The sequence below is a fragment of the Microcoleus sp. Z1_A1 genome, from assembly GCF_036700305.1.
Lineage (GTDB): Bacteria > Cyanobacteriota > Cyanobacteriia > Cyanobacteriales > Microcoleaceae > Microcoleus.
The window spans coordinates 63876-77162 of sequence record NZ_JAUBOR010000003.1 but is presented as its reverse complement, the minus strand read 5'-3'; the positions used below and the strand labels follow the sequence as shown (position 1 = coordinate 77162).

The 13287-nt window shown below is 46.1% G+C and carries 12 protein-coding genes; 3 read left to right on the top strand and 9 right to left on the bottom strand.

What is annotated here, in order from left to right:
* Positions 1-476: 476 nt before the first annotated feature.
* Together QT973_RS02755 and QT973_RS02750 are read right to left on the bottom strand one after the other, a co-directional pair.
* Positions 477-1445: a glycosyltransferase gene (locus QT973_RS02755; protein WP_333055096.1), complete on the bottom strand. Its 969-nt coding sequence runs from the start codon at positions 1443-1445 to the stop codon at positions 477-479.
* Positions 1446-1645: 200 nt separating this feature from the next.
* Positions 1646-2116, bottom strand: coding sequence for a tetratricopeptide repeat protein (locus QT973_RS02750; protein ID WP_333390533.1), 471 nt, complete (start codon positions 2114-2116; stop codon positions 1646-1648).
* Positions 2117-2196: 80 nt separating this feature from the next.
* On the opposite strand from QT973_RS02750, the gene QT973_RS02745 reads away from it, so the two are divergent.
* Together QT973_RS02745 and QT973_RS02740 are read left to right on the top strand one after the other, a co-directional pair.
* Positions 2197-3618 (top strand): glycosyltransferase family 4 protein, encoded by a 1422-nt coding sequence (locus QT973_RS02745; protein WP_333208775.1) that lies wholly within the window; start codon positions 2197-2199, stop codon positions 3616-3618.
* Between the two features lie 34 nt (positions 3619-3652).
* Positions 3653-5575 (top strand): hypothetical protein, encoded by a 1923-nt coding sequence (locus QT973_RS02740; protein WP_333208777.1) that lies wholly within the window; start codon positions 3653-3655, stop codon positions 5573-5575.
* 507 nt (positions 5576-6082) lie between these two features.
* On the opposite strand, the gene QT973_RS02735 is transcribed toward QT973_RS02740, so the two are convergent.
* Entirely contained in the window at positions 6083-6229 is a 147-nt protein-coding gene (locus QT973_RS02735; protein WP_332946242.1) for a hypothetical protein, read from the bottom strand.
* Positions 6230-6548: 319 nt separating this feature from the next.
* Positions 6549-7184: a uracil phosphoribosyltransferase gene (upp, locus tag QT973_RS02730; protein WP_333208779.1), complete on the bottom strand. Its 636-nt coding sequence runs from the start codon at positions 7182-7184 to the stop codon at positions 6549-6551.
* Between the two features lie 216 nt (positions 7185-7400).
* Here upp and QT973_RS02725 point away from each other — a divergent pair, with 216 nt between their 5' ends.
* Entirely contained in the window at positions 7401-7688 is a 288-nt protein-coding gene (locus tag QT973_RS02725; RefSeq protein WP_333231891.1) for a DUF4360 domain-containing protein, read from the top strand.
* A 154-nt stretch (positions 7689-7842) separates the two neighbouring features.
* On the opposite strand, the gene QT973_RS02720 is transcribed toward QT973_RS02725, so the two are convergent.
* The 5 genes from QT973_RS02720 to QT973_RS02700 form a co-directional block, all read right to left on the bottom strand.
* A complete protein-coding gene (locus QT973_RS02720) occupies positions 7843-8025 on the bottom strand; it encodes a hypothetical protein (protein WP_333208783.1) in 183 nt (60 codons plus the stop codon).
* A gap of 47 nt (positions 8026-8072) precedes the next feature.
* The gene (locus QT973_RS02715) at positions 8073-9320 is read right to left on the bottom strand and encodes a URC4/urg3 family protein (RefSeq protein WP_333390529.1); all 1248 of its coding nucleotides are present in this window, start codon (positions 9318-9320) and stop codon (positions 8073-8075) included.
* The gene (locus tag QT973_RS02710) at positions 9317-10399 is read right to left on the bottom strand and encodes an adenylate/guanylate cyclase domain-containing protein (protein ID WP_333055017.1); all 1083 of its coding nucleotides are present in this window, start codon (positions 10397-10399) and stop codon (positions 9317-9319) included. The genes QT973_RS02715 and QT973_RS02710 overlap by 4 nt, the downstream gene beginning before the upstream one ends.
* Positions 10400-10483: 84 nt before the next feature.
* Positions 10484-11731, bottom strand: coding sequence for a GTP cyclohydrolase II (locus QT973_RS02705; protein ID WP_333208789.1), 1248 nt, complete (start codon positions 11729-11731; stop codon positions 10484-10486).
* A 488-nt stretch (positions 11732-12219) separates the two neighbouring features.
* Positions 12220-13128 (bottom strand): class I SAM-dependent methyltransferase, encoded by a 909-nt coding sequence (locus QT973_RS02700; protein WP_333270018.1) that lies wholly within the window; start codon positions 13126-13128, stop codon positions 12220-12222.
* Between the last annotated feature and the right edge of the window lie 159 nt (positions 13129-13287).

The following is a 13287-nucleotide window of genomic DNA, read 5'->3' as shown; positions in this document are numbered from 1 at the left end:
CAGAATTTAACAATGCTGACTTTGATCCCTTCACCCACTCTCAGGGCAAAAGTTTTCCCTAATCGCCTGACAGATAGCACAAGCAGGGCAGACCCAAGGAAAGGTCTGTACTCGTCCCCGATCGATGTCAAAGTCGTAAATACTTAATTTTCAGTATTTCTTAATTTCTTAATTTAATCTAAAACGTGTCTGATCGAATTTTTATTTTTAGCCTACTCTCTCAAGGCTCCCCGAAAAGTTTTCTATCGAGCCAAATCTGAGCAAATCTCAATGCCAAACAAAACCCCCTACTCTAATAAATTAATATCTTATATCCTGCTGATAATTAATAACTCTTATTGATGGTTACGATCGCGAATTAAATAATTTACACTCTTGAAAGTGGGATGGGCGTCCCGCCCGCCGTTTCTGGACGGGCTATAAGATCCCATCCCACAAGAACCATCACGCATTCTAAGTTATTTAATTCTCATGCCTTATTTAATCAACTCTCGCACAAACTCAAACGCTTTTGGACGCAACTCGACCGGCAGCAGCGACAATCCCAAACCTGCCCACATTTTCGCCGCAGAAACAGACTTTCCCTCCCGCACCATCCGGCGTCCTTTTGCAGTTTCACCCACCTCAATCAGCCGCAAACCCAGCGCTAATTGAGTTTCTGCAATCCTTTTGAGCCTGACTGTTTCCAACTTCTCGGAATCAAATTCGTAGCCGGTCAAATAGCGCAATTTATCGCTTAAATACGGAATTGCCCGATCGACTCCTTGCTGTCCTGCATGAACTCGATACTCCATCAACAGCTCCGGCAAGTAATAGCACTTTTTGCCAGCAATCGCAAGTCTTACAAACAAATCGTTATCTTCGCAATTTTGCAAATTCGGCCGCAGAAATCCCACTTCTTCCAGGGCGCGGCGCCGAAACAAAGTCGCCCCTATTTGCAAACTTTGTCTGAGAAAAACAGCAGATAGCAAATCCTCAATAATTCCAGCCGACAACTCGGTGCGCCCCCACCGCTGCGAATTGAGTTTCGTCTGGTTTTCATCTATATAATTGTTAATGTCGATCACCCAGTGATCTGTACTGACAAAATCGATGCTGGGGTCTTTATCTAAAATAGCAGATGTCCGCTCTAGAAATTGCGGGCTGAGGCGATCGTCATCGTCAAACTTGATAAAATATTTGCCCCTTGCAGCAGCAAAGCCCGATCGCATATTATTACTCTTGCCGATATTCTGCGGGTGGCGAATGTAGCGAATCGGGCGATGGCGTCCCGCCCCGCAAGCTACGACAAATTCCGACATCAACAAAGGAGTGCTGTCAGTAGAACCATCATCACAGATAATTAATTCAAAATCTGTATAAGTTTGATCTAGCACGCTGGCGATCGCACAAGCCAGCAGATGCACTCGATTGTAAGTAGGAATGCAAACGCTAATTTTAGGCACTAACTTAGACAATTTTAGATTTTAGATTTTAGATTTTAGATTGCTAAAAAGTGACTAAGCTGTTGTACATCTAATTTGACAGTCATTTTTTATACAATTATTATTGTGGAACTGGCCCCAGAACCCGGATCTGGATTCAATTTAAATGCGTAGCAGCTTACAATTTGGTATTAACACTTTTGGGTCCAGGAAAATTAACTTTAACTCAAACGAGCCGTACATTCGAGAATTAACTTTTGATTCACCAAAGCAAACGGTTGAATTTCCAAAGCGCGACGAAAAGCTTGAATAGCATTTAGGTATTCTCCCAAGGCAGCGTAGCACAAACCCAGACCGTGCAACGCCCCAAAATGCACCGGGTTCAGTTTGAGGACAATTTCGCAGTCGTCGATCGACTTTTTATAATTTCCTTGAGTATAGTGAAGTACGGCGCGTCGGTTCCAAGCTTCCGCAAAATCCGGCGCTTCCGCAATCAATTTCGTCAGCAAATCCAAAGCGTGGTGAACATCGCCTGCATCCAGCGAAACTTGCGCTCGCCTGAGAATTTGCATCCCATAGTCACCTTTCTGGTTAAACCAAGTGTGCCAGAGTTCAGTAGTTGCCTGATCGCGAACACTTTCGTCGGACTTTTTCAAGTCTTCCAGCAGCGCCTTAAGAGATAATTCGTCCATAGGTGCGAAGATTGTAAAAAAAAAACGTTTTATCAATCAATTTTATCGCGCAAGCGGCAAATTTATTTATCCCACATCCCATGAAGATTTTAATGCTTTCCTCAACTTTTCCCTATCCGCCCAGCCGCGGAGGAACTCAGGTAAGGACGTTTAATTTATTACAATACTTGAGCCAGCGACATGAGGTAATTCTCGGCACTGTACGATCGCCCGATGTCACCGACGCACAAATCGACGCATTGCGCCAGCAAGTCACAGAATTAGCAGTTTTTCCCAACCCGCGATTACCCCCCCAACCCCCCCTTGCTAAGGGGGGGCTAAGACTCCACCAGGAGACTGAGGAAGGATTCTTACCTCCCCCCCTTAACAAGGGGGGGACTGAGGGGGGGTTATTTCCTGCCCTTAACCAGGGGCTTGAGGAGGGCTTCTTGCCTCCCCCCCTTAACAAGGGGGGGACTGAGGGGGGTTTCTCTGAAATAATAGGAAAATTCCACAGATTCGGTCGATTTTTGTTGTCCGGGACACCTCCGAACGTCCTCTCAAGCTACTCCCAAGCAATGCAGAATTGGGCAGACGAATTAGTAACAGCAGGCAAATGCGATGTTGTCACCTGCGAGCACAGCGTTAACGAGATTTACGTGCGTCCAGAATGGCGACAAAAAGTGCTGACAGTGGCAAACATTCACAGTTCCGTTTGGGGAACTTGCAGGGAAATGTTAGCAACCGGCACCTCGGAAAAACCCCTGCGGGATCGACTAAATTTACCCCTACTCGCCCGCTACGAAAAACGCTACTGTTCCAAATTCTCCCGCATTGTGGCGACAACATCCACAGACAGAGAGCAACTCCTCGAATTACTGTTGCCTCCGGTTCGAGTGCCAGGAAAACAAGATTTTTTTGTACCTCCCATAGATGTAATTCCTAACGGCGTGGATTTAACTCAATTTCCGTACCGGTCGATCGATCCGGGAGGACACACCTTAATTTTTGCAGGCGCAATGAACAATTTGCCCAATATTGACGCGGCGCGGTTTCTCAGTTTGCAAATACTGCCGCCTTTGCAGCAGCGCTATCGGGATGCTACCCTCACCCTAGTCGGGGCTTCGCCAGTCCCGGAAGTGCTCGCCTTGGGAGAACTTCCCGGAATTCAAGTAGTAGGTCGGGTGCAAAGGGTGGCAGAATATTTGCATCAAGCTGCTGTTTGTGTGGTGCCGATGCGGATAGGTTTTGGGATTAAAAATAAAACTTTGGAGGCGATGGCTGCGGGAACTCCCGTGGTTGCTAGCGATCGAGGTTTGGAGGGTTTAGCCGTCGATGGCGGCCCACAACTGATAAGGGCCTTGCGGGCGAACAATGTTCAGGAGTATGTTGAGGCGATCGCCAGTTTGTTTGAAAATCAGCAGCTAAGACAGGAGCTCTCTGTCAACGCGCGATCGCTCGTTGACAGCCAATACACTTGGGATATCATAGGTCGGCAGTACGATCGGCTATTGCAATTTTAAACTCTAAATTCTAAAATCTAAATTCTAAAATGGCATGATGGAACACAAAATTAACCCCTCAAAAAATCGAGCCAAACCCCCAGAAAATCCCAAAGTTGCTCCTCCCCCGACAAGACGCCGTCGCCAAACCCGACGCCCCAAAAATCTTCAAGAGTCCCCGCTTCCAATACCTACTCCCCGAACTCGCGCCAGATATCCCTGGAAAAGACTGATAGCTAATTTGACAGCCCTCAGCATCTTGGGTGGCTGTGCAGCTTTAATGGGAGGCGGCGCTTGGCTGAGTTATCAGCTAATTGTCGATCCCAATGGCAACAAGTTGATCTCTCAATTTGTGCCGGAATGGTCGCGCCTGCCTACAGGTAGCAGAGATTCGATCCAAACTCTCGATCAAATCAAAGCCAGCATCCGCAAATTGGGATTCGTAACCGGAGAAGCCCTGCCGCTTCCCGTCGATCAATCCCGCGATAATTCTATTGCCGATTTGCTATTACCGGTGATGGTAGAAAGAACTGTTAAGGCTTCTACTGTTTGCAAAAATCCTTGTCGTCAAATTGTCGAACTTCGGGTGTACAAGCGAGTGCAATTTCCCGATCGCAGTTCCGATAAAGAGCAGTATTTCCAACTAGCAAGTTCTGTGAATGTAGAAGGCCCTGCAGAATCTTTTGTCATTGCTTCTTTAGCTGACTCTACATCTAACAATCAAGCCTCCAATCAGTCGCTACCCCTAACAGAACTGCGCCGCTTTGATGGCAAGCCCCCCGCATCGGGCATTTGGTTTAATGTCAGCGGTCAACTAAAGCAGGGCGACAAGAAAATTCCCTACGGACAAGTCGTTCGCTACAACCCCAGCCAAAATCATTTAATGCCGCTGTTGGAGTGGGCGAGTGCGGCTGGACAACCGCCGAATTGGCAGCAAATTGTTAAGGGCGAAAACCCGCAGTTGGCGATCGACCAAACAGTTGGTTTAGAGCCGCAATTTACCCTTTATCAAATTGGCCCGCGCAAATTTTTGCCCAACCCAGTTCAGTTAACGGCGATTTCTTTAGAAGAAATTGCCTTCAATGACGAGACTTACAAAAATGGGCTGCGACTGGCGAAAAGCGGCCTGTGGTCTCCAGCATTAAATGTCATGCGTGTGGCGAAGGGGAAAGCCGGCAAAAATTGGCCCGCAGTCGCGCAAGCTCAGCTAGAAACGATCGAATTTCACGCTAAAATCACTCGGGCTCAGGCGATCGCATCTTGGGCCAGTCCCGGTCAACAAGTTCTCGCAGAATTAATCGACGGCCGCTGGACTGAAGCTTTGCAAGTATTTGAAGCCGATCCGAGCAACTCTCACGAAATAGCCACAACCCTCAAAAATGACAGCGGGCGGATCTGGAACCGCATCGACGCCGCCTTGAGAGTGAATGCCGCTGACGCCGATGTCAAGGCTTGGGGCGCCCTGATTGTAGCTTCTCAAGACGGCACTCGCGAAGCGATGAATTGGCTCGACCAGCAATCAGATACTGACAGCGAAACAAGAACTCGAATTCGGAATTTGGTCAACAAACTTCAGGAAGCAGTTTCTCAGGCGGAAAGTTTAGAAGACCACAAAAGTCAAATTATGGGTTCTGCTACTTTAATTAACAGTGTCAATCCCGCTGAGTGGCTGGAACCAGAACCGAACAATGAGTTAAAATTGGCAGGAGAACAAGTTTGGTATCAGGTGCAGGTAGCAAGTTTTTACGACGGTAGCCGCTGGGTTAATTCACCATTTTCTGATGTACAAGTGAGTTCTTTTCCTGCTACTCAAGTCAAGTGGCTCTGGGGGCGGCTAGGATTACAGGCTGACCCCAAGATTAAGATTGAGGTAGCGATGGCTAACGGTCAACAAAGAGTTGCTGTGGGAACGGTGAAAGCAGTGCAGATTCAAGACGGAAGTCTGCGCTTGCTGGCGGCGGTTGACAAGCGATCGTAATCTGGCAGAAAGCCTTCGGCAGATAGAACAGTCCCGGAGACACTCTTGATATTACAGCGGATTCCAGGTTTATAAAGTACACCCCAGAAACCGGGTTTCTTCTGGATTTCTCGCCAGAAACCGGTTTTATTCAAGAAACCCGGTTTCTCTGTACTTCACTTACCTGGAAAGTGCTGTATGTCCGGTCGATTACCCATAATACGGTAGGGGATCCCCTCACGAAAAATATCTGCCAATAAATGACAATCTCAAAAACCCGCCCTTTTAATCGCGGTCACTCGATCGGACATGATATGACACAAAGAAACCGGGTTTTTTTACCATTTCTGCCGATCGCAACAGAAGTATTTTCGTAAAAAAACCCGGCTTCCTTCCACCTGTACGTCCAAAACTCGGAAAAAGGAAAATTCTTTCTCTTGCCTCTCCCGCAACTCGGACAACAATGCAGACAAAAATTTTGTTAATTTAATTAATTAACACAACCTGTGCACAAAAAACCCACAGATGTCAAATCGCGCCCTTTTTAGAGAGTGCTGCAATCATCTGCCGTTTCACTGCTTTAGCCCAAAGCTCAAACTCCAAACTGTTGATATTCTGAATTTTCACTTCCTCAACAGGCTGAGTTGGGGCTTCCTTCTGTGCTGTAGTCTCCATTGTTTTTTCCCTCGTCAAAAAATGTTAGTAGTCGCTCGCAAACGCTTAGCATCATACATCTATTTTAATAACTAATTCTGGCAAGAAATTACACTAAAGGCATAGAATTTAACCATAAAATGCAGTAAATACATCTAGATCATGCAATTTACGAATTTAATGTAATAAAACCCTACAAGCCATGTTATATATAGGCTTTTCTTGACATTAAAATTTTACAACTTACATTATATCGCACTATCAAACCACTGCTTATGTTAGTAAAGTTATTTTTAAATGAATGTATTGACATATACAGCAGAAAATAATTTTATTGAATTCACATAGTCCCGTAAAGTCGATCGCCCGCATCTCCCAGTCCGGGTACAATATAGCCATGCTCGTCCAAACACTCGTCAACAGCAGCCGTATAAATCTGCACGTCAGGGTGTTGTTCGTGAAAGTGCCCCACTCCCTCCGGTGCCGCCAGCAAGCACAAAAATTTAATAGACTTCGGATGAACTTCTTTCAGCCTATCCACTGCCGCCACTGCTGAATTACCAGTAGCCAGCATCGGATCGACAATTAAAACATCTCGCTGTTCGATATCCTGGGGAACTTTGAAATAATATTCAATCACCATCCGAGTTGTCGGATCGCGGTACAAACCAATATGTCCTACCCTCGCAGACGGAATCAGCTCTAAAATACTATCTAACAGTCCCTGACCAGCACGCATAATCGAAATAATCACAATTTTCTTTTCAGCAGCCAGCACCGGTGCATTCATTTTCGCGATCGGCGTTTCTATTTGTTCGTATTTTAGCGGCAAATCTCGCGTCACTTCATAGGCTAGCAGCATTCCAATCTCTTTGAGCAATTGGCGAAATTTCGCCGTACTCGTTTGAGTTTGCCGCATCAGAGTTAACTTGTGCTGTATCAAAGGATGGTCAATGACAGTAACTTTAGCACTCATTTTTTTGAATAATTAATTGGCTTTATTATAACTTATCAGCCATCGAGGCATTCTTGACGCAAAAAAAAACCGATTTCTGCGGCCCCTGCGTCCTGGACTACTTATATCAAACCCTATTGAAAACACGAATACCGCGCGAATAAAATTGCTCCGACAATTACCTTTCATCCCCCCAGAGCGACACTAAGGAATGAAAATTAAATAACTTCCACAAGATTGTGGGACGGGCGGGACGCCCATCCCACAATAACAATTAAAATTGTAAGTTATTTAATTCGCGATCCTAAGCCAGTTTTAAATCGGAATCTCAGGGGCCAAACTAACTACAATGTTCGAGATAGCTTAGCCACTATAGCGAATGTTTGGTCTCGCTGTGGTGATAGTGTAAATATGAGAGTAAATGCTGCAATGACAGCCCGCGGTGCCGGCATGGCCACCGTTGACTCCTTCGATTTGGCTCATCGCGGTTTAGTTTATCACGTCAAATATCGCACTTGCCGCTAAGCAGCTTGTTGGGAGTGTAGTGTGAGGTATAGTTTTCAGGTTTGAATTTGGAATTTTTAATTTTAAGTTGGAAGAGGGAATAAATTTCCCTCTTCCTTCTTGCTTCTTCCCTCTTTCTTCTTCCCTCTTGCTTCTTCCCTCTTCTTGACATCCGTTACATCTGATATCTTGCACCATTGTCAGCAACAGGCTTTTCGGCCTGTTCCACAAGAAAATCTACTCTTTGTGGAACGGGCCGAAGAGCCCGTTCTTGAGAATGGTGCAAGATGTGAGTTACATCCGTTACATCCGTCGAGCGAATCCGTTGCCGAACTTCCCTTTTCCTTCTTCCTGACATCCGTTATATCCGTCGAGCGAATCCGTTGCCGAACTTCCTTCTTCCCTCTAAAACACAGTCCCGTCACTTTCAATCTGAATTGGCGGCACTCCACCAGGCCTCAATTCGCCCGCAATTTTCCGCCCCGCCGCCCAAGTTCCTCCTTGCAAAATCTTCACCAGCGGCAATTCTTCCGCACTCAAATGCAGCTTTTCTCGAATAGCAGCGGCAATTTTATCTAAAAGATTCACAGTCAGCGATCGCCATTCTACTATAACTTCCGAACCAGGCAAGTAACTCTGTGCAAAAATAGCCGAATCTTTGGGCTGCAGCAGCCCGATATCCAAACACAAACCGCCGTTGCGGTACTCCGGCAATCCCGTTAACTCATCCAATCCCGCGACTTCTAAACCAACTTCTTGCAGCGGTTCCAACAGCGAATAAGTCAACCACTGCGAGAGTTTGTGAAACGGCACCAATTCATCTCCCAGATTTTCTCCTGTTAAAGCCGGATGCCGCCAAACATCGCCTAAATTAACGCCACCAATTGCATATCTTCCCGGCCAAATTTCCCCAAAACCTGTCAAAACAGCGCTCAATACTTCAGTAGCATTCACAGTTTTGTCTCCCGAAACCCGACTGTCGAGCAAGTATTTTGCCAAATTGCCGGGACGCGGGTTTTCGCTACCAAATAATAATGGATGCTGGCAAATCGCCTTCCCCAAACGCTGCAATAATTCTAATCTGCCTGTTAAACCAACTAGCGGATTGTCTCGACTTACCTGAAATCCAGCAGCTAAGGCTTCTAGTTTTAATTGAGAAAGTCCGCGAAAATCAGCTTGCCAAGGAAAATCGGGATTGCTGGAAAAAACACCTTGACAAAACATCCGCAAGCTGGCTATTGCTAACCCTTCAGAACGGCGGTAAACCTGTCCGGTTTCGGATTCGCAATACTGCCAATCTGCACCAGCACCGGCATCAAGCAAAACGCTGACAATGGCTAAATCAAATTTGATCTTAGCTTGCTCTATGAGTGCAAATTTGGCTATTGCTGCATCCAATTCGGCGATTCGCGACAAGTTGCCGGCTTCAAAATGTCGCCAGCGACTGTGAAAGGGAATGTTAAAATCGGGATATTGTTGGCGCGTGGTGTCAATTACATAATTTGCTGCTTTGTCGAGTTGGGATAAATCGACACGGAAGTAGCGAAGTTTGTCGTGGCTGGCTAAATCAAAAAGCCGATCGCACTTTTGACGAATAGCAGCCGGCGTTCTCAGATATTCTACAGTCTCAAGTTCACTATTGCCCAAGTTCATACTACCAAACAGCGGTAAACATCATTTTCTTGAAAAAAGTCAAACTGACTGTAATCTAAAAGATTATCTAAAATCGCATTTTTATCGATTTTGATCAGCTTATATTCCCACTTAGACCCGCTGACTTCGCGTTTTATTTGATCGGAAACTATGACCGAATTTCTTTCTCTACCCGGACATACTATTTTACTTAAATCTTCCAGCCTGTCGGCTATGTGAATATCTTTTCCGTAAGTGCAAGACCTAAATATATATAAATTTCCCTTAGCAACTCCCACCGACAAGCCGCAAGGTATTTGATTGGCGTCAATAAAAAGTTTCCAATTCTCGCACAGACTTTCCATTGCCGCTAAGGCTGAGTGAGCTTCCGGGAAAGTCAACAAATGCGAATCGCCAACAATACTCCGAATTGTGCCGCCGTATTCTTCGCAAATTGTTTTTTCAAAAGTATCAAAGTTGGTGAGCAAATATTCCACATCTTTGATCGAATTAGATTCTTGATAGGCTATAAAACCTCTCAAATCTGCTTTAATTATTGCTTGATTCTTGATAATTCGCGTTTTGTAACTTTGGTCAACTTTGTAAACTTTTTCAGGTTCGCTCATCCCTTTCAAAGAAAACTCGTTGACAAAAGACGTTTGCACTTCTGCTTTGTTGAGCGCTAGCCATGCTGCTTGGGACAAATATATTTCATCCGGCGGAGTTACTGATTCTATGCGCGCTGTTAAATTCACCGTATCGCCAAAGATATCTTTATCTTGATGCAAGACATCTCCTAATGTAATCGACACGCGAATAGCCAATCGTTCGTCGTTCGCCTTGCTAGATTGTTGCGCTCTCAATTCTTGCTGCATTTCTATGGCTGCTACCGCCGCTGCTGTGACGCTGGGAAAAATTATCCAAAATGAATCACCTTCCCCTTTAATCACGCTGCCTTCATTTCTGGCGCTAATATCTGAAACAAAAGTTTTATGCTCGTTTAACAAACTACTTAAGTCCGACTGAGATAATTTTTTGACTCTGGCGGTATATCCACAAATATCTGTTTTTACGATCACACTAGAACGCAAATTAGCCATAACCTACCCTGACTGATCAAAAACCAGCAATAATTTTATGTGGCCAAGACGCGATAGTTCGCGTCCGATCGCGTCTTAGCCCTCTCAATCTCCTAAATCGCGTCCGATCGCTTCTGCAAGAATTGTAGCATCTGGCACAGGGTCAGGCGTGTAGTAGCCGGCGGCTTTTTTGGCGACGATTTCGACTTGTGCGTCTGCAGGAATCCAATCTTCAGGAATGGGGATGCGATCGACCACCTGAATGCCAGAATTGATAATCGCATTGTATTTCATATCGCTCATAGAAACTAAACTGTCAATGCGAGAGATCCCCAACCAGTGCAGCACGTCTGGCATTAGTTCTTGAAACCGCATATCTTGAACTCCCGCAACACATTCAGTGCGCGTAAAATAGGCATCAGCTCGATCGCCGCCTTCCTGCCGTTTTCTGGCATTGTACACCAAAAACTTAGTCACTTCCCCCAAAGCTCTCCCTTCCTTGCGGAAGTAAACTATTACCCCAGAACCGCCGGATTGTGCAGTTTGGATGCAAATTTCCATCCCGTGTACCAAATAAGGGCGACAAGTGCAGATATCCGAACTGAAGACATCTGAACCGTTGCATTCATCGTGTACCCGTACCGCCAACTGCTTATCGGTGTCAGAAATATTCCCGACATCGCCAATAATATAAACCGTAGTTCCGCCAATTGGTGGCAAGAAAACGTGTAAATCTGGCCGCGTCACTAAATCCGAGAACATTCCGCCTGTTTGCTCGAACAGGACACGGCGGAGAACGCTTTCTTGGGCGCCGATTCGCCTCGCAATTCCCGGCAAATACCACACCGGATCGATCGCAATTTTAGTTACTGCTAAATTGCCACCTGCTTTGACTATTTTGCCATCAATTTGCACTCGCCCCTTAGCGATGGCATCTTGCAATTCCGGCATATTAATGTGAGCTTTAGTGACAGCAATTGTCGGTCGAATATCGTATCCCTGCTGGAGAAATGAAGTATAAACTTCGCTAACCAAACCCCCAAAGGGATCGAGAGAAACAATCAAATTGCGATCGCCCCAACTCGGATGCGGCCCGATGTGTGCCGCCGGAGAGGTGTTGGTAAAATCGGGGCGGTGATCGGCTTGGAGTGCGCCGGAAGCAACTGCTAGCGCGCGATAAACAGAGTAGGAACCCGAATGAGTGCCGATCGCATTCCGGTGAGACGATTTGGTAAGGCTACCAATAACAGGCCCCCGTTTCAGGGGATCGATTTCTCCCCAGTAAATGGGATGAGGTTTTGTGCCGGATCTGTCGGGATGGGATGTTAAAACTATATGCTTGGGTTTAGACACAGTTTTTTTGGGATCTTGCTATGGATGCTGCTGTTAGTTGTAAGCCGAATCGCAATCTGAAACAGTGATTCATCATACCAACCGTACACACCTCCCTGGTTGAAACAATCGCGCTACACACACACAAACCTTTCTCGGCTTGGGTTGCACGATAACAAGAGGTTTTCGTCGGATTTGATATAAGGATCGCGAATTAAATAACTTACAATTTTAATTGTTATTGTGGGATGGGCGTCCCGCCCGTCCACTCATGACGGGCTATAAGAGCCCATCCCACTTTCAAGAGTGGAAGTTATTTAATTCTCATTCCTAAGTCCAGAGTTCGATCTTGGACAGTATAGCCAACACCAAAGACAGCACAACTGCCAAATGGCAAGTGTGAAGTTTTAAGAGATGCGCGAAAAAAAAAGATTTGAGATTCTGAGCCGCCGACGTGCACTCAATCTCAAATCTCAAATCTCAAATCAAATACTTTTGGTAAAAACGTCTTAATCCAGGCTTTGAGGGTGACAGAATTCCATTAAAATTGCCTCACCTTCGCCGCGCGAGTCCAATTCCTTCGCCATGCACTCAACACGTTCTTCCGAAAGGAAGAAGCGGGTAACTTTGTGCGGTACAAACCACCGATAGCGCTGCCACAAACAGATAGAGTAACGAAGGGCATCCGGCAAAGAGTATGTGTAATTTCGCTGAATTGCCAAACCAGCCTTTTCCCCGGCTAGAGCCAAAGTTTTTGGAGTGTAACCGATCAGATTGTAGGGATAATCGGTGCTGTGCCAGCGCCAGCCCAGCTTGCGCGCGTATTCGCTATCAGCGTTCGGTACAGCCACCCAAATGTAACCGTTTGGAGCCAGCAACTGCCTCATGCAGTCGAGTGTTTCAACGGGAAAAGGCGTTGCTCCCAAAACGTGTGAACAGAGTATGACATCAAACTTTTCGTCAGTACCTTTTTCTGCAACGTATTCTTCTACAGTGCCGGTGAAAACATCGACACCGCATTCGCGGGCTGCTGCTGCTGCTGAGGAGCTAGGCTCAATTCCTGCTACCTCAACTCCGAGTTTTTTGAAGACTTGGATAATGGAACCTCCCCCGCATCCTACGTCTAACAGCCGCTTGCCTACAGGGATAGGAATGTGTCGGTATTCATTGAGTTTTTTAGCTTGTTTTACTACGTCTTCTTCCTCTGGTACGTAAGTATTGTAGCACTGCCAGCCCTCGGGGTAATAATCGCTCAGTTCATCCCATGTCGGGCGGGGATTTACGAATACTAAGCCACAATCTTCGCATCCGTAAACTGACCATTTAGGAGCCTCTTTTGGTTGGCGGGCTGTCCCGGCTGTGTACTGGAAGCTGATTTTTTGGGAGCTGCAAACTGGGCAATTTGTAAATTTTTGCATGGTTCAGTTTCACGATTTGTACAGTTGCTAAGGGCAGTGGAACGACCACAATTTATTACCATTAGCTGAGCTGGTAGAGTGCACCACTGCAAACAGATCGAAAACTAGGTTTATTTGCAAATCAGTATTTGTAGATGCTTGGGTTGTTGGCGCTCGCCC

Excerpts from the sequence above, each read along its gene's own strand:
- QT973_RS02720 (WP_333208783.1), bottom strand. The coding sequence starts at position 8,025 with ATGTCAGGAAGAAGGAAAAGGGAAGTTCGGCAACGGATTCGCTCGACG.
- QT973_RS02745 (WP_333208775.1), top strand. The coding sequence starts at position 2,197 with ATGAAGATTTTAATGCTTTCCTCAACTTTTCCCTATCCGCCCAGCCGC.
- QT973_RS02710 (WP_333055017.1), bottom strand. The coding sequence starts at position 10,399 with ATGGCTAATTTGCGTTCTAGTGTGATCGTAAAAACAGATATTTGTGGA.
- QT973_RS02740 (WP_333208777.1), top strand. The coding sequence starts at position 3,653 with ATGATGGAACACAAAATTAACCCCTCAAAAAATCGAGCCAAACCCCCA.
- QT973_RS02700 (WP_333270018.1), bottom strand. The coding sequence starts at position 13,128 with ATGCAAAAATTTACAAATTGCCCAGTTTGCAGCTCCCAAAAAATCAGC.
- QT973_RS02715 (WP_333390529.1), bottom strand. The coding sequence starts at position 9,320 with ATGAACTTGGGCAATAGTGAACTTGAGACTGTAGAATATCTGAGAACG.
- QT973_RS02735 (WP_332946242.1), bottom strand. The coding sequence starts at position 6,229 with ATGGAGACTACAGCACAGAAGGAAGCCCCAACTCAGCCTGTTGAGGAA.
- upp (WP_333208779.1), bottom strand. The coding sequence starts at position 7,184 with ATGAGTGCTAAAGTTACTGTCATTGACCATCCTTTGATACAGCACAAG.
- QT973_RS02750 (WP_333390533.1), bottom strand. The coding sequence starts at position 2,116 with ATGGACGAATTATCTCTTAAGGCGCTGCTGGAAGACTTGAAAAAGTCC.